The sequence below is a fragment of the Streptomyces sp. NPDC096205 genome (assembly GCF_044763135.1).
Taxonomy (GTDB): Bacteria; Actinomycetota; Actinomycetes; order Streptomycetales; family Streptomycetaceae; genus Streptomyces.
Map to the genome: position 1 here is coordinate 984,305 of NZ_JBIWFS010000002.1, position 16,094 is coordinate 1,000,398.

Sequence of the window (16,094 nt, forward strand, 5' to 3'; positions counted from 1 at the left end):
GAGAGGTCACTTCCCCAGGAGCAGGCGGGCCTCGCCCACCGTGATGACGGAACCGGTGACCAGGACGCCGCCGCCGGCGAACTCGCCCTCTTCCTCGGCCAGCGTGATCGCCGCCTCCAGGGCGTCCGGCAGCCGCGGCTCGACCTGGACACGGTCCTCGCCGAAGACCTCCACGGCGATCGCGGCCAGCTCGTCGGCGTCCATCGCGCGGTGGCTGGAGTTCTGGGTGACGACGACCTCGGCGAAGATCGGCTCGAAGGCCTCCAGGAGACCGCGTACGTTCTTGTCGCCGCTCGCTCCCACCACACCGATCAGCCGGCTGAAGTCGAACGCCTCGCCGACCGCATCCGCCGTCACCCGCGCGCCCGCCGGGTTGTGCGCCGCGTCCAGCACGACCGTCGGGGAGCGCCGTACGACCTCCAGGCGGCCCGGCGACGACACCGCCGCGAACGCCTTGCGCACGGTGTCCAGGTCCAGCGGCTCGGCGCGCACCGAGCCCACTCCGAAGAACGCCTCGACCGCGGCCAGCGCCACCGCGGCGTTGTGCGCCTGGTGCGCGCCGTGCAGCGGCAGATACACCTCGTGGTACTCGCCGCCCAGCCCGCGCAGCGTCATCAGCTGGCCGCCGACGGCGACCTGGCGGTCGACGACCCCGAACTCCAGGCCCTCCCGGGCCACGGTCGCGTCCACCTCGACGGCCTTCTTCAGCAGCACCTGCGCGGCGTCCACCGGCTGCTGGGCCATGATCACGGTCGCGCCCTGCTTGATGATCCCGGACTTCTCCCCCGCGATCTCGGCGGGCGTCTCGCCCAGCCGGTCGGTGTGGTCGAGGTCGATCGGCGTCACCACGGCCACGTCCGCGTCGATGACGTTCGTCGCGTCCCAGGACCCGCCCATGCCGACCTCGACGACCGCCACGTCGACCGGCGCGTCCGCGAACGCCGCGTACGCCATGCCGGTGAGCACCTCGAAGAAGGACAGCCGGTACTCCTGCCGGCCGTCGACCATCTCGATGTACGGCTTGATGTCCTGGTACGTCTCGATGAACCGCTCGGCCGAGATCGGGGCGCCGTCCAGGCTGATGCGCTCGGTGACCGACTGCACGTGCGGCGAGGTGTAGCGGCCGGTGCGCAACTCGAAGGCGCCGAGAAGGGCCTCGATCATGCGGGCCGTCGACGTCTTGCCGTTCGTGCCGGTGATGTGGATCGAGGGGTACGACCGCTGCGGCTCGCCCAGGACGTCCATCAGCGCGGCGATACGGCTGACCGAGGGCTCCAGCTTGGTCTCGCCCCAGCGGGTGGCGAGGTCGGCCTCGACCTCGCGCAGGGCCTTGTCGACCTCGGGGTCCTCGGGACGCGCGGGGACGTCCTGCGCAGGGGCTCCGCCCTGGGTGCGCAGGGTACGGCTGCCGGCCTCGATGACCGCGAGGTCGGGGTCGCGGTCGGTCTCGGCGTCGATGATCTCGTCGAAGGGGTCGAAGGGATCGGGCTGGTCGTCGCTGGGGTGGCTCACGAGGCCCAGTCTACGGATCGGGACTGACAGGCTGCCCACCGAGTGGGGAGCTTCTGCCGTCCGGCGGGCGCGGGGAGACTGTGGTTTCTCGCGCCCCGCGGCGGGGCCGCACATCATTGCGGCCCCGCGCCCCTGGCGGCACTACTCCTTGGGCAGCTTGTCCAGCTGGCTCTGGATCCGCGCGATGTCCTCGTCCGCCTTCGCCAGGCGCGTGCGGATCTTCTCCACCACGTTGTCCGGGGCCTTCGCGAGGAACGCCTCGTTGCCGAGCTTGGCGTTCGCCTGGGCCTTCTCCTTCTCCGCCGCCGCGAGGTCCTTGGCCAGGCGCTTGCGCTCGGCCGCGACGTCGATGGTGCCGGAGAGGTCGAGGGCCACCTCGGCGCCCGCGATCGGGAGGGTCGCCGTCGCCGTGAAGGTGTCGCCCTCCGGCTGCAGGCGCAGGAGCTGGCGGATGGCGGCCTCGTGCGGCGCCAGGGCCGTGCCGTCCAGCGTCAGGCGGGCCGGGACGCGCTGGCCGGGCTGGAGGCCCTGGTCGGCGCGGAAGCGGCGGACCTCGGTGACGACCTGCTGGAGGTTCTCGATCTCGGCCTCGGCGGCGTCGTCACGGAACCCGCTGTCCTTGGGCCAGTCGGCGATCACGATCGACTCACGGCCGGTCAGCGTGGTCCACAGCGTCTCGGTGACGAACGGCATCACCGGGTGCAGCAGACGCATCAGGACGTCCAGGACCTCACCGAGGACCCGGCCGGAGGCCTTGGCGCCCTCGCCGCCCGCCATGAAGGTGGTCTTGGACAGCTCGACGTACCAGTCGAAGACCTCGTCCCACGCGAAGTGGTACAGCGCCTCGCTGAGCTTGGCGAACTGGAAGTCGTCGTAGTACGCGTCGACCTGCGCGACCGTCTTGTTCAGGCGGGACAGGATCCAGCGGTCGGTCGCCGACAGCTGCTCGGCGGCCGGGAGCTCGCCCTCGACCGTGGCGCCGTTCATCAGGGCGAAGCGGGTCGCGTTCCAGATCTTGTTGGCGAAGTTCCGGGACGCCTGGACCCAGTCCTCGCCGATCGGCACGTCGGTGCCCGGGTTGGCGCCCTTGGCCAGGGTGAAGCGGACGGCGTCGGAGCCGTACTTGTCCATCCAGTCCAGCGGGTCGACCACGTTGCCGAAGGACTTCGACATCTTCTTGCCGCGCTCGTCGCGGACCAGGCCGGTCAGGGCGATGGTCTTGAACGGGACCTCGCCGTCCATGGCGTACAGGCCGAACATCATCATCCGGGCGACCCAGAAGAAGATGATGTCGTGGCCGGTGAGCAGGACGTCGGTGGAGTAGAACTTCTCCAGGTCCGGGGTCTTCTCCGGCCAGCCGAGCGTGGAGAACGGCCACAGGCCGGAGGAGAACCAGGTGTCCAGGACGTCGGTGTCCTGGTGCCAGCCCTCGCCGGTCGGCGGCTGCTCGTCGGGGCCGACGCAGACGACCTCGCCGTCGGGGCCGTACCAGATCGGGATGCGGTGGCCCCACCACAGCTGGCGCGAGATGCACCAGTCGTTCATGTTGTCGACCCAGTCGAAGTAGCGCTTCGACATGTCGGCGGGGTGGATGGCCACGCGGCCGTCCCGGACGGCGTCGCCGGCGGCCTTGGCGAGCGGCTTGACGTTGACCCACCACTGCATGGACAGGCGCGGCTCGACCGTGGTCTTGCAGCGCGAGCAGTGGCCGACGGAGTGCATGTACGGGCGCTTCTCGGCGACGATCCGGCCCTGCGCCTTCAGCGCGCCGACGACGGCCGAGCGGGCCTCGTAGCGGTCCTGGCCGAGGAAGGGGCCGTGGACGGTGATGACGCCGTGCTCGTCCATGATCGTCAGGGACGGCAGGTTGTGGCGCTGGCCGATCGCGAAGTCGTTCGGGTCGTGCGCCGGGGTCACCTTGACGGCGCCGGTGCCGAACTCGGGGTCGACGTGCGTGTCGGCGACGACCGGGATGGTGCGGTCGGTCAGCGGCAGCTTGATCTGCTTGCCGACGAGGTGCTTGTAGCGCTCGTCGTCCGGGTGGACGGCGACGGCGGTGTCACCGAGCATCGTCTCCGCGCGCGTGGTCGCGACGACGAGGGTGTCCTCGCCCTCGCCGTACTTGATCGACACCAGCTCGCCGGCGTCCTCCTGGTACTCCACCTCGATGTCGGAGATCGCGGTGAGGCAGCGCGGGCACCAGTTGATGATGCGCTCGGCGCGGTAGATCAGCTCGTCGTCGTAGAGCTTCTTGAAGATGGTCTGGACGGCGCGGGACAGCCCCTCGTCCATGGTGAAGCGCTCGCGGGACCAGTCGACGCCGTCGCCGAGGCGGCGCATCTGGCCGAGGATCTTGCCGCCGTACTCCTCCTTCCACCGCCAGACGCGCTCGACGAACTCCTCGCGGCCCAGGTCGTGGCGGGACTTGCCCTCCTCGGCGAGCTGCTGCTCGACCTTGTTCTGGGTGGCGATGCCGGCGTGGTCCATGCCGGGCAGCCACAGCGACTCGTAGCCCTGCATGCGCTTGCGGCGGGTGAGGGCGTCCATGAGCGTGTGCTGGAAGGCGTGGCCCAGGTGGAGGCTGCCGGTGACGTTCGGCGGCGGGATGACGATGGTGTACGCGGGCTTCTCGCTCGCCGCGTCCGCGGTGAAGTAACCCTTGTCCACCCAGCGCTCGTACAGCGTCCCCTCTACCTCGGCCGGCGCGTACTGGGTCGGCAGTTCGGTGGTGGGCGCTGAGTGCTGCTGCTGAGTGTTCTCGGTCACGGGCTCAGTTTAGAGGTGTCACGGGCCGGTCCCGAAACTCGATTGATTTGTAACGGTCAGGACCCCGGGTGCCGTGCGGGCAGGGGGTCTGGGCCAGGATGTCTGGAACGCATAAGCATCTGGAGGGGAACCCAGAAATGAGCTACAACCAGCCGGGCCCGTACGGCGGGCAGCCTCAGCAGCCGGGTCCGTACGGCGGGCAGCCGCAGCAGCAGCCTGGCCCCTACGGCCAGCAGCAGCCGCCGGCGCCTCAGCCCGGCTACGGCTACCCCCAGCAGCCGGCCCAGCCCCAGCCGGGCTACGGCTACCCGCAGCAGGGTGCGCCGCAGCAGCAGGGCTACGGCCAGCAGCCCCCGTACGGCCAGGCCCCCTACGGCGCGGCGCCCCAGCCCCCGGCCTCGGGCGGCGGCAAGAAGAAGACGGGCCTGATCATCGGCGCGGTCGCGGTGGTGGCGGCGATCGCGGTGGGGGCGTACTTCGTGCTGGGCGGCGGCGGGGGTGCCGGGTCCGACATCGCGGACGACGGACCGCACAAGCTGACGACGCCGGATGTCGTGCTGACCGACTACAAGAAGGACGACGGCGAGTCCGACTCGATGACGAAGGACGACATCAAGGATGCCGAGAAGTGGGGGGTGAAGAACCCCACCGACGTCAGCGCCCAGTACCTGGCAGGCGATGAGGACAACCCGCTGTCCCAGAAGATGATCTCGTTCGGTGGCGTCTACGGCGAGATCGAGGACCCCGAGAAGGTCGTCGATGCCTTTCTTGCCTACATGAAGAAGGACGCGGGCGGGGAGGACAAGGACGTGAACGTCACCATGGTTGGTGAGCCGACGTCCTACGACAACGCCGAGGGCGCCGTCCTGAAGTGCCAGGACGCCAAGGTGGAGCCGAAGGAAGCGGGCGAGGGTCCCAAGGAGATGAACGTGACCTACTGCGCCTGGGGCGACCACAGCACCCTCGGCCTCGTGGTGCCCATGGACGTCGCCAACCTCGCCTCGGGGAAGAAGTCCGACGCGCCCGCCGCAGCCGACATCACGGCCAAGTTCCGCAAGGAAGTCCGCGTCAAGGCCTGACGTCACCGCGAGAGTCAGCGCGCTCGGCCGAACGAGCAACCTGCCGCGCTCATCGCACAGTTCCAGCCAATGAGAGGCAAAACAGATCGAACGGGTGATCGACTCATGATGGGATGAGGGCCTACGGCATCAATATCATAAACGGGAGGATGCTGATGAAATCGCTGAGGGTTACTCAGGCGCTCGCGGCAGCAGGCATAACTGCGGCTGCGATGCTCACGCCCATCGCGGCCGCGACACCGGCATCGGCCGCCGGCTGGATAGGCTGCCTTCAGTACGTCAGTGATCACGGCTACATCGTGGGCCCCAAGGTCCGCGCTGCCTGTGACTACACGGCGATACCCATAGCGTGGGGAGGGTGGGCAGCCAACCCTGGCTGCGTGAACGGGCTAATGCAGATCGGTGTCAGCGCTGGGGTCGCTCAGGGAGCATGCGTCCGCGCGCACAGCTAAACCTTTGGGTCGAGGGTCCTATCGACGCAACAGTGGGGCCCCGGTCGATTTACGACCGGGGCCCCACTCCCATGCAGACCCTTACGCCGTCTTCTGCTCCCCCGCCCCCCGCCCCCGAGCATCCCGCGGGATCAGGGTCGGGTTGACGTTGGAGTGGACGACGTCCGCGGTGATGACGACGCGGGCCACGTCCTTGCGGGACGGGACCTCGTACATCACCGACATGAGGACTTCCTCCATGATGGCGCGCAGGCCCCGGGCGCCGGTCTGGCGGAGGATGGCCTGGTCGGCGATGGCTTCGAGGGCCTCGCGTTCGAAGTCCAGCTCCACGCCGTCGAGCTCGAAGAGGCGCTGGTACTGCTTGACCAGGGCGTTGCGGGGCTCCACCAGGATCTGGAGCAGCGCCTCGCGGTCCAGGTTGTGGACCGAGGTGATGACGGGCAGACGGCCGATGAACTCCGGGATCATGCCGAACTTGACCAGGTCCTCGGGCATGACGTCCTCGAACTGGTCCTTGGCCTCCAGCTCGCGCTTGGAGCGGATCGTCGCGCCGAAGCCGATGCCCTTGGCACCCGCCCGGGACTCGATGATCTTCTCCAGGCCCGCGAAGGCACCGCCCACGATGAACAGGACGTTCGTCGTGTCGATCTGGATGAACTCCTGGTGCGGGTGCTTACGGCCGCCCTGGGGCGGAACCGAGGCCGTGGTGCCCTCGAGGATCTTGAGCAGGGCCTGCTGGACACCCTCGCCCGACACGTCGCGGGTGATGGAAGGGTTTTCACTCTTCCGCGCGACCTTGTCGATCTCGTCGATGTAGATGATCCCGGTCTCGGCCTTCTTGACGTCGTAGTCGGCCGCCTGGATCAGCTTCAGCAGGATGTTCTCGACGTCCTCACCGACATAGCCGGCCTCCGTCAGCGCCGTGGCGTCCGCGATGGCGAACGGCACGTTCAGCATGCGCGCCAGCGTCTGGGCCAGCAGTGTCTTGCCCGAGCCCGTGGGGCCCAGCAGCAGGATGTTGGACTTCGCCAGCTCGATCGCGTCCTCGCGGCTGCTGCCGCCGCCGTTCTCGCCGGCCTGGACGCGCTTGTAGTGGTTGTAGACCGCCACGGACAGGGCCTTCTTGGCGGCCTCCTGGCCGACCACATAGCCCTCGAGGAACTCGTAGATCTCGCGAGGCTTGGGCAGTTCCTCCCAGCGCACCTCGCTGGTCTCCGCCAGCTCTTCCTCGATGATCTCGTTGCAGAGATCGATGCACTCGTCGCAGATGTACACACCAGGGCCTGCGATGAGCTTCTTGACCTGCTTCTGGCTCTTGCCGCAGAACGAGCACTTGAGCAGATCGCCGCCGTCACCGATGCGTGCCACGGTGTGCTTCCCCTTCGCCTGGGAGACGACTGGACGCTTTCGCCTCCAGCGGCTCCTGGTGCTGCCTTATTCCGACGGTACCTTGCCGGGCCCCCCGTTCGGGCCCCCCTTGGCAGGGTTCACTTTGACGTGCACCTTTCGGGCACCGGGTGAAACCATGCCAAGGGGCGGCAGACGATACTCCACTGTCCGCGTCAGCGGACCTCGGCGTTGTTCATCTTCCGGGTGGAGATGATCTGGTCGATCAGGCCGTAGGACAGCGCGTCCTCGGCCGTGAGGATCTTGTCGCGCTCGATGTCCTCGCGGATCTTCTCGATCGGCGTGGTGGAGTGCTTGGCCAGCATCTCCTCCAGCTGCGAGCGCATCCGCAGGATCTCGTTCGCGGCGATCTCCAGGTCGGAGACCTGGCCGCGCCCCGTCTCGCTGTACGGCTGGTGGATCAGCACGCGCGCGTTCGGCAGCGCCATGCGCTTGCCGGGCGTACCGGCGGCCAGCAGCACGGCCGCGGCGGAGGCCGCCTGGCCCATGCAGACCGTCTGGACGTCCGGCTTGACGAACTGCATCGTGTCGTAGATCGCCGTCAGCGCGGTGAAGGAACCACCGGGGCTGTTGATGTAGACCGAGATGTCGCGGTCGGGGTCCATCGACTCCAGGCACAGCAGCTGCGCCATGACGTCGTTGGCGGAGGCGTCGTCGATCTGCACGCCGAGGAAGATCACGCGCTCCTCGAAGAGCTTCGCGTACGGGTCGTACTCGCGGATGCCCTGCGAGGTGCGCTCCACGAACCGCGGGATCACGTAGCGGGACTCGGCGGCGGGACCCGTGTACTCGGCGCGCGTGCGGTCGTACAGGCCGCTGCCGGGGTAGTCGTTCACTGTCTGTCTCCTAGGGGCTGTGGCGGTCGGCTGGAGGCGCTGCGGGGCGTACGGGCCCCGCGGTGGGGGTTCAGGCCCCGGTGCCGCCGCCGCCCGGCATGCCGGCGGCCGTGGCGATCACGTCGTCGATGAGGCCGTACTCCTTGGCCTCGAAGGCGTCGAACCAGCGGTCGCGGTCCGAGTCGCGGGTGATCTGCTCGATCGTCTGGCCCGTGTGCTGGGACGTGAGCTCGGCCATGCGCTTCTTGGTGTGCAGCAGCCGCTCGGCGTGGATCTTGATGTCCGAGGCAGAACCGGCGAGGCCGGCCGAGGGCTGGTGGATCAGGATCTCGGCGTTCGGCAGCGCGAAGCGCTTGCCCGGGGTGCCGGCGCTGAGCAGGAACTGGCCCATGGAGGCGGCGAGGCCCATGGCGATGGTCACCACGTCGTTCTTGATGTACTGCATGGTGTCGTAGATCGCCATGCCGGCCGTGATCGAGCCGCCGGGGCTGTTGATGTAGAGGTAGATGTCCTTTTCCGGGTCAGCGGCGAGGAGCAGCAGCTGCGCGGTGATCTTGTTCGCGATGTCGTCGTCGACCGGCTGGCCGAGGAAGATGATCCGCTCGTTGAGCAGTCGGTTGTAGACATGGTCGCCGAGGCCACCGCCGATGGAGGGCTCGCCGGCGGCGGAGGGCATCAGATTCGTCAACGTATCCACCTGCTCGTCTTGCGACGGCGCCGGGCCGTCTCACGTGTACTACGTATTCATGGACCCTAACGCCGTAGCCCTCCTGGGGAATCCCGGTAAGGGGGGTGTTCGCCGGGGGCGTAGCGGGGTGTGAGGCGGGGGTAGCCGAACGGACCCCGAGTTCGAAGTACTCGGGGTCCGTTCGATGCGATCAGCTGCGCCCGAAGGCTCGTGATCAAAGGGGCCGGGAGGCTCAGGCCTCCGGCTTCTCCTCGGCCTCGGCCTCGGCGCCCTCGGTGGACTCGGCGGCGGCTTCGGCGGCCTCGTCCTCCTCGTCGTCCAGGTCGACGATCTCGCCGTTGGTGTCCTTGACCGTGGCGGCCTCGACGACGACGGCCAGGGCCTTGCCACGGGCGACCTCACCAACGAGGAGCGGGACCTGGCCCTGCTCGACGACGGCCTGCGCGAACTGGTCGGGGGACATGCCGGAGGAGGCGGCACGGCGCATCAGGTGCTCGGTGAGCTCGTCCTGGTTGACGTTGAGCTTCTCCGTCTTGACCAGCTCGTCGAGGACGAACTGGGTCTTGATGCCCTTGACCGCGGCCTCGCGGGTCTCGGTGTCGAACTCCTCGGCGGTCTTGCCCTGGAGCTCCAGGTACTTGTCGAGGGTGAGACCCATCTGGCCGAGCTGGTGGTGCTCGAGGTTGTGCTTACGGGTGTTGATCTCGTCCTCGAGGAGCTTCTCGGGGACGGGCACCTCGACGAGCTCCAGCAGCTTCTCCAGGACGCGCTCCTGGGCCTGCGTGGCCTGGTCGAACTGCTTCATGTTCTCGAGGCGCTTGCGGCTGTCGGCCTTGAGCTCGTCCAGCGTGTCGAACTCGGAGGCGAGCTGCGCGAAGTCGTCGTCCAGCTCGGGCAGTTCGCGGGCGGCGACCTGGGTGACCTTGACGGTGACCTCGGCCTCCTTGCCGGCCGCGGAGCCGCCCTTGAGCTCGGAGGTGAACGTGGCCTCGGCCCCGGCCTCCAGGCCCTTCACGGCGTCGTCGATGCCTTCCAGCAGCTCACCGGAGCCGATGGTGTACGAGACGCCGTTGGCGATGCCGTCGGCGAGGACCTCGCCGTCGACCTTGGCCTCGAGGTCGATCGTGACGACGTCGCCGTCCTCGGCGGCGCGCTCCACCGGGGAGGTGGAGGCGAAGCGCTCGCGCAGCTGCTGCACGGACTTCTCGATGTCCTCGTCGGTGACCTCGACGGCGTCGACCTCGACCTCGATGCCGGAGTAGTCCGGGATCTCGATGGCCGGGCGGATGTCGACCTCGGCGGTGAAGTTCAGCGTCTCGCCGTCCTTCAGCTCGGTGATGTCGACCTCGGGCTGCCCCAGGACGGAGAGCTCGGCCTCGTTGACGGCGGCCGTGTAGAACTTCGGCAGCGCGTCGTTGACGGCCTCCTCCAGCACGGCGCCACGGCCGAACCGCTGGTCGATCACCCGGGAGGGGATCTTGCCCTTGCGGAAGCCCTTCACCGTGACCTGCTGGTTGATCTTCTTGTACGCCGCGTCGAGGCTGTCCTTGAGCTCCTCGAAGGGCACCTCGACAGTGAGCCGAACCCGCGTCGGGTTCAGGTTCTCAACGGCGCTCTTCACGGTTCGGTCTCCTTGATGGCTGACTTCTGGATTCTGCCGGGGCCAGACGGCTCCGGCGGATTTCGTCGCCCGGAGGACTTGGTGAGAGACACACGGGCGCGCAGCTTGCATAGTAACCGCAGCCGCCGAACGCCCCAAAAGGCGATCACCGCGAGGTGACCGGCCGGGTGGAACGCATGATGGTCGGGGTGGCGGGATTTGAACCCACGGCCTTCCGCTCCCAAAGCGGACGCGCTACCAAGCTGCGCCACACCCCGTCTGGTGCGACACGTAGGGTACATGCCCGCGGACAGCCGGACCGCCGCATTTCCCGCGCGCCTCGCGCACGACCTCGCCGAGCGGCATGGGGTGTGCGGCCGGGGGGTGCGACCCGCTACGATGCCTGCAGTGCCGCGGCCTTTCGGACCTGCGGCGCGTCCTGTGCGGGCGTAGCTCAATGGTAGAGCCCTAGTCTTCCAAACTAGCTACGCGGGTTCGATTCCCGTCGCCCGCTCTTCATGGCTCAGGGCCAGGCAGAGGATCTTCCTCCGCCTGGCCCTGAGGCGTTTGCGGGGCCGGTGTCACAGGTCGTTGACGTCGACCGTGTAGACGGAGCGGGGGCCGTAGGGGACGTAGAGGGCGTCGTCGACGAGGACCAGGGGCGAGCCGGTGGCGATGAAGTCGGAGCCGGTGGCGTCGTCGCGGCCGGGGCGGCTGCCCTCGACGGTGCCGGTGCGCAGGTTCAGGGCTGCCATACGGCCGGTGGAGGAGGCGACGTAGATGCGGTCGCCGGAGACGGTCGGCGGGCCGGGGTGCTCCACGGTGGAGTTGTTCTCCCAGCGCTGCTTGCCGGTGTGCGGGTCGTACGCCCGGATGCTGCCGCTGGACAGGGTGAAGTAGACCGTGCCGTGGACCAGGTGCGGGACGCCGGTGGCCGGGGGCGTGGGCGAGAGCTTCGTGCGGGTGACGGCCCGGGCGGAGAGGTCGACCAGGGTGAGGGTCGTCATCTGGTTCTCGGCGTACTGCTCGGCCAGCACAAGGCGGTCCCCGGCCTGGCCCAGGAGCCCCAGGTCGCCCTTCGCCTCTACGGTCCACAGCGGCTTGCCCGTGGTGCGGTCCAGGCGGGCGACGCTGGTGCGGGCGGTGGCCTCGTCCGTGTCGGTCCGGCAGAGCAGGTACGGCTCCTCGGCCGCCGTCCTGAGCTCACAGGTGTCCGTCTCGGGGAGCTTCCGCTGCCAGACGACCTTGCCGTCGTCGGCGTCGAGCAGGGCGTAGCTGTCGCCTCGGTCGCCGTAGACGGCGATGACACCTTCGGGTATCGCCGTCGCGAACCCTGAGGAGGGGTCGGCCGCGGACGCCCATTCGCCCCGGCCGGTCACCGTCCGCCACACCACGCGGCCCGTCGCGGCGTCGAGCGACTGCACGGTGTAGCGGGCCTGCTGGGTGCCGTCCCCGTCGGACGGCGGGTCGTCCGCGCCGAAGGCCAGGACGTTGCCCTCGTGGACGCCGACGAGCGCGCCCATGCTGCTGTAGCCGTCGTCCGGGCCGTGGGTGGGGTCGACGGGCCGGGACCAGTGGCCGCGGCCGTCCGCCAGGGCCCAGCCCGCCGCCATGAGGTCGTCCCCGGCGCACACCAGGGAGGTCCGGACGGCGGCACAGCGCTCGAAGGACGCGCCGGTGCCCTCCCGGCCCTTGGCCTTGCCGTGCCACGGCTTCCATCCCGTGGGCAGCTCACTCACGACCGTACGCTCGCCGGACCCACCGCCCTGAAGGGCGAGGGCCCCCGCGGCGACGGCCACGAGCGCGACCGCGGCGGCGCCCCAGCCCAGGAGCAGCCGTCGGATCAGGGGGCGGCGCGTCGGCTCGGCTGCGTTCTGCTCTGCGCTGCCCGCACTCGATCGCGGGGCCTGTCGTGTGCCGTCGGGGCGGGCTGCCGGGACGGTCTGGGGGTCGGGCGCGAAGTACGGGCTCGGGTCGATGCCTTCCCGCGCGGCAGGTCCACCGTGGCGCTGCCGCGCAGGGCCGGCGGATGCGCCCCAGTCCGAGCGGGCCCCTGCTGCACCAGGCCCGGCCGCCTCCCGCTCCGAGCCGGGAGCTACCGCCCCGGACCCGGCCGTCTCCGGCCAGGGGCGGGCGCCCGCCGGATCAGACCCGGCCGCCTCCCACTGCGGGCCGGGAGCCACCGCCCCGGACTCGGACGCCTCCCACTCCGAGCGGGCAGTCGCGGCACCGGGCCGGGCGCCCTGCGGCACCCGGCCGGCCGGCGCAGCACCGGGCCGGTGCCCCTCCCGCATCGGGCCGGCAGCCGCCTCCTCGGAGCCGACCGCGTACGACGCGCGGTCGACGGGTGCCGCAGGCCCGGCCCCGTCCCGCACCGAGCCGAAGGCCACGGCGCCCTCCGACGCCCGGTCGGCAGGAACCTCGGCGGACCCAACCCCATCCCGCACCGAGCCGAAGGCCACAGAACCGGCCCCGGCACCCTCCGACGCCCGGTCGGCGGCAGCCGCGGCGGACCTCGCCGCCTCCCGTCCCGGGTGGGCAGGCGCCTCACCGGGCCCGCCGCCCTGTGCGGCCCGGCCGGCAGGCCCCGCGCCGGGCCCAGCCGCGTGGGCAGACGCGCCCCCGGACCCCGCTCCCCGCGGACGCGGCACGCGGCCCTCGTGGAGGTGGGTCAGGAGTTCGTGGGCGGTGGGGCGGGAGTGGGGGTGCTTCTGGAGGCAGAGGTGGAGGACGGGGAGGAGTTCGGTGGGGGCGCCCTGGAGGTCGGGGGTGCCTTCGACGACGCGTACGGCGGTCTCGTAGGGGTTGGGGCTGTCGAAGGGGCCACGGCCGGTGGCGGCGAAGGTCAGGATCGCGCCGAGGGAGAAGACGTCGGCGGCGGGGCCGACGTCGTGCGGGGCGGAGAACTGTTCGGGGGACATGAAGGGCGGCGTGCCCATGACGCGGCCGGTCTGGGTGAGGGCGTCGGCGGTGGCGAACTCGGTGGCGCGGGAGATGCCGAAGTCGATGACGCGGGGGCCGTCCTCGGCCAGCATCACGTTGGCGGGCTTGAGGTCGCGGTGGACCACGCCCGCGCGGTGGATGTCGCGCAGGGCCTCGGCGAGGCCGGCGGCGAGTTCGCGCAGCCGCGGCAGCGGAAGGGGGCCCTGGGCGCGGACGCGTGCCCCGAGGGTCTCCCCCGGTATGTAGAGCGTGGCCATCCAGGGCCGCGGCGCGTCGGCGTCGGCGTCGACCACGGGGGCCGTGAAGGCGCCGCTGACCCGGCGGGCGGCGGCCAGTTCGCGGCTGAAGCGTGTGCGGAACTCGTCGTCGTCGGCGTACTGGTCGTGCACGACCTTCACCGCGAGGCGGCGTCCGGAGGCGGAGCGGGCGAGGTAGACCACGCCCATGCCGCCCGAGCCCAGGCGGTCCTCGATGAGGTAGCCGCCCACCTCCACCGGGTCAGAATCGCGCAGCGCCATCCCCGTGCCGTCCCCCGTTCCGCGTCACCCGCGCCGGCCGGGAAGTCGGCGCTGCCCGCCGGCGATCACAGATGAGCGTATCCGCACCGGCCTGCGGCCCGATCGGCCGCACCGGCGTCAGAAACTGATCGAGTTGATCGTTTCTGCCAGCGAGTCGAGGAAGCGGTTTATCGACGGGGCCATGCCGGTCGAGGCGAGGAAGAACCCGAAGAGCACCGCCACGATGGCCGGGCCTCCCTTGAGCGAGCCGCCCCGCATGAGCACCACCAGGATGACCCCCAACAGCAGTACGACTGACAGCGAAATGGCCACGACTGATCACACCCCTGGGTCGGTACGCTCTCCCGCCGGAGGCACTGCCCCGCACACCCCCGCCTGAACCATCGTGCCACCAACCGGCCCGCCCCATGCGGCGCATGACACATCAGCGACGAACGCCGGCCCCTTCCCCGCCGTCCCCGCGGGCTCCCGCCCACGCCTTCCAGGCGTGAACACCCGCGGGTCGTAGGAGAATTCGAGCTTCTACCCGGACGGGGAATTCTCACACCTCACTTCCGCACATTGTTTCCATGCCCACGTTTCCGCTCCCACACATCTGGTTCACAGGGAATGCGAATTCACCTGGGGTGTTTTACGGAAACGCGAGGGCGACGCTAGGGTGCCTCAGATGTTCACCGCTGCGACGACCCCACTCCGGACGCAGAGTCCCGACAGAACATCACTCCCCCCACACCGTGACGCGTTCTTCGACAACGCCAAGTACCTGGCGATCCTGCTGGTGGCCATGGGGCACGCCTGGGAGCCGCTGAAGGACGACAGCCGCGTCCTGGAGGGCGCGTACATGTTCGTGTACGCCTTCCATATGCCGGCATTCATCATCGTCTCGGGCTATTTCTCGCGCAGCTTCGACATGCGCCCCGACCGCCTCAAGCGACTGGTCACCGGAGTTCTCGTGCCGTATCTCGTCTTCGAGACGGCCTACTCCCTCTTCAAACGCCTCGCCGACGACGATCCCGCCCAGCCGATCTCGCTGCTCGACCCCTGGTATCTCACCTGGTTCCTGGTCGCCCTGTTCGTGTGGCGGATGACCACGCCCCTGTGGAAACTGATCCGCCGTCCCCTCCCCGTCGCGCTCGGTGTCGCCGTCCTTGCGTCCGTCACCCCCGGCGTCGGCAACGACCTCGATCTCCAGCGCATCCTGCAGTTCCTGCCGTACTTCGTCCTCGGACTGTGCCTGAAGCCGGAGCACTTCCGGCTCGTGCGGCGCCGCTCGGTGCGGATCGCGGCGGTGCCGGTGTTCGCCGCCGCGTTCGCCGTGGCCTGGTGGAGCGTGCCGCGCATGAACACCGGCTGGCTCTACCACCGCGACTCCGCGCAGGAGTTGGGCGCGCCCTGGTGGTGCGGGCCGGTCATGGTGGTCGCGCTGTTCGGCTGTTCGGTGCTGCTGACGGCCTGCTTCTTCGCCTGGGTGCCGGGCCGCACGATGTGGTTCACGGCCCTCGGCGCGGGCACGCTGTACGGCTATCTGCTGCACGGCTTCCTCACCAAGTCCGGTGACTTCTACGGCTGGTACGACCCCGCCTGGCTGCATGGACCGCTCGGCGAGGTCCTCGTCACCCTGCTCGCGGGCGTCGCCGTCACGCTGCTGTGCACGCCGCCGGTGCGGAGGGTCTTCCGGTGTGTCATGGAGCCTCGGATGGAGTGGGCGTTCCGGCGGGATGCCACCGAGGCCGCCAGGGCGCGCGTGCGAGCGTGACCCCGGCGCCGACCCCCCGAGCCCAACTCCGCCCGCGACCCCGACCCGGCCCCCGACCCCGACCCCGGTCCCGCCCCCGTCAGCCCGGAGACCTCACAGGCCCAGAAGCGCGCGCATCCTCGCGTACTTCTCGGTCAGCCGCACCCGCGTCGCCCCGTCCAGCACCGCCAGCCGCGCCGGGTCCGCGTTGTGCGCCAGGTCCGCCTCCTTGACCAGCAGGGCGCCCGGCGTGGCCAGGATGCGCGCGGCGTAGTCCTCGGGCCGCTCCCCCGCCCGCTTGGTGACCGCGAGCACGATGTCCTTGGTGCGACGGCTGAGCTCCGCCCGCTCCAGCCACTCCCGCGACAGGGCGTCGTCCTCGACGGCGTCGTGCAGCCAGGCCGCCGCGATCTGGTCGGGGTCGCCGCCGCGCTCGCGCACGCCCCGGGCCACGGCGGCCAGGTGCTCGGCGTAGGGCCGTCCGGCCTTGTCGGTCTGGCCCTGGTGCGCGGCCCGGGCCAGGGCCTCGACCTCCACAACGCTCAGCACAGCAAAAGC

At 70.0% G+C, this 16,094-nt stretch carries 11 protein-coding genes and 2 tRNA genes; 3 read left to right on the forward strand and 10 right to left on the reverse strand.

Annotation, left to right across the window (positions count from 1 at the left end; translation table 11 throughout):
* Positions 1-6: 6 nt before the first annotated feature.
* Positions 7-1,512, reverse strand: a complete 1,506-nt coding sequence (locus ACIQ6Y_RS10905) for a bifunctional folylpolyglutamate synthase/dihydrofolate synthase (RefSeq protein ID WP_404035525.1) — start codon at positions 1,510-1,512, stop codon at positions 7-9.
* 141 nt (positions 1,513-1,653) lie between these two features.
* Positions 1,654-4,278 carry a valine--tRNA ligase gene (locus tag ACIQ6Y_RS10910; RefSeq protein WP_404035528.1) on the reverse strand — a complete coding sequence of 875 codons (2,625 nt, stop codon included), beginning with the start codon at positions 4,276-4,278 and terminating at the stop codon, positions 1,654-1,656.
* 137 nt (positions 4,279-4,415) lie between these two features.
* On the opposite strand from ACIQ6Y_RS10910, the gene ACIQ6Y_RS10915 reads away from it, so the two are divergent.
* The gene (locus ACIQ6Y_RS10915; protein ID WP_404035531.1) at positions 4,416-5,357 is read left to right on the forward strand and encodes a hypothetical protein; all 942 of its coding nucleotides are present in this window, start codon (positions 4,416-4,418) and stop codon (positions 5,355-5,357) included.
* A gap of 533 nt (positions 5,358-5,890) precedes the next feature.
* On the opposite strand, the gene clpX is transcribed toward ACIQ6Y_RS10915, so the two are convergent.
* The 5 genes from clpX to ACIQ6Y_RS10940 all read right to left on the reverse strand — a co-directional run bounded on the left by clpX (position 5,891) and on the right by ACIQ6Y_RS10940 (position 10,618).
* Positions 5,891-7,177, reverse strand: a complete 1,287-nt coding sequence (clpX, locus tag ACIQ6Y_RS10920) for an ATP-dependent Clp protease ATP-binding subunit ClpX (RefSeq protein ID WP_404035533.1) — start codon at positions 7,175-7,177, stop codon at positions 5,891-5,893.
* Positions 7,178-7,371: 194 nt separating this feature from the next.
* The gene (locus tag ACIQ6Y_RS10925; protein ID WP_404035536.1) at positions 7,372-8,052 is read right to left on the reverse strand and encodes an ATP-dependent Clp protease proteolytic subunit; all 681 of its coding nucleotides are present in this window, start codon (positions 8,050-8,052) and stop codon (positions 7,372-7,374) included.
* Positions 8,053-8,122: 70 nt separating this feature from the next.
* Positions 8,123-8,728: an ATP-dependent Clp protease proteolytic subunit gene (locus ACIQ6Y_RS10930; RefSeq protein ID WP_020136159.1), complete on the reverse strand. Its 606-nt coding sequence runs from the start codon at positions 8,726-8,728 to the stop codon at positions 8,123-8,125.
* A gap of 244 nt (positions 8,729-8,972) precedes the next feature.
* A complete protein-coding gene (gene tig / locus ACIQ6Y_RS10935) occupies positions 8,973-10,361 on the reverse strand; it encodes a trigger factor (RefSeq protein ID WP_404035539.1) in 1,389 nt (462 codons plus the stop codon).
* A 180-nt stretch (positions 10,362-10,541) separates the two neighbouring features.
* A tRNA-Pro gene (locus ACIQ6Y_RS10940) sits at positions 10,542-10,618 on the reverse strand.
* Positions 10,619-10,783: 165 nt separating this feature from the next.
* Between ACIQ6Y_RS10940 and ACIQ6Y_RS10945 the strand changes: the two genes are divergently transcribed.
* Positions 10,784-10,854, forward strand: a tRNA-Gly gene (locus tag ACIQ6Y_RS10945).
* 67 nt (positions 10,855-10,921) lie between these two features.
* Here the strand turns inward: ACIQ6Y_RS10945 and ACIQ6Y_RS10950 are convergent.
* Together ACIQ6Y_RS10950 and ACIQ6Y_RS10955 are read right to left on the reverse strand one after the other, a co-directional pair.
* Entirely contained in the window at positions 10,922-13,801 is a 2,880-nt protein-coding gene (locus tag ACIQ6Y_RS10950; protein WP_404035542.1) for a PQQ-binding-like beta-propeller repeat protein, read from the reverse strand.
* A 117-nt stretch (positions 13,802-13,918) separates the two neighbouring features.
* Entirely contained in the window at positions 13,919-14,113 is a 195-nt protein-coding gene (locus tag ACIQ6Y_RS10955; protein WP_404035545.1) for a hypothetical protein, read from the reverse strand.
* Positions 14,114-14,468: 355 nt separating this feature from the next.
* Here ACIQ6Y_RS10955 and ACIQ6Y_RS10960 point away from each other — a divergent pair, with 355 nt between their 5' ends.
* The gene (locus ACIQ6Y_RS10960) at positions 14,469-15,557 is read left to right on the forward strand and encodes an acyltransferase family protein (RefSeq protein WP_404035548.1); all 1,089 of its coding nucleotides are present in this window, start codon (positions 14,469-14,471) and stop codon (positions 15,555-15,557) included.
* A 93-nt stretch (positions 15,558-15,650) separates the two neighbouring features.
* Here the strand turns inward: ACIQ6Y_RS10960 and ACIQ6Y_RS10965 are convergent, their stop codons facing one another.
* Positions 15,651-16,085, reverse strand: a complete 435-nt coding sequence (locus tag ACIQ6Y_RS10965; protein ID WP_404035551.1) for an HD domain-containing protein — start codon at positions 16,083-16,085, stop codon at positions 15,651-15,653.
* Positions 16,086-16,094: the final 9 nt, after the last annotated feature.

What these genes read in the sequence shown, in the direction of transcription:
- ACIQ6Y_RS10915 (WP_404035531.1), top strand. Translation starts at nt 4,416, where the DNA reads ATGAGCTACAACCAGCCGGGCCCGTACGGCGGGCAGCCTCAGCAGCCG.
- ACIQ6Y_RS10930 (WP_020136159.1), bottom strand. Translation starts at nt 8,728, where the DNA reads ATGCCCTCCGCCGCCGGCGAGCCCTCCATCGGCGGTGGCCTCGGCGAC.
- ACIQ6Y_RS10960 (WP_404035548.1), top strand. Translation starts at nt 14,469, where the DNA reads ATGTTCACCGCTGCGACGACCCCACTCCGGACGCAGAGTCCCGACAGA.
- ACIQ6Y_RS10950 (WP_404035542.1), bottom strand. Translation starts at nt 13,801, where the DNA reads ATGGCGCTGCGCGATTCTGACCCGGTGGAGGTGGGCGGCTACCTCATC.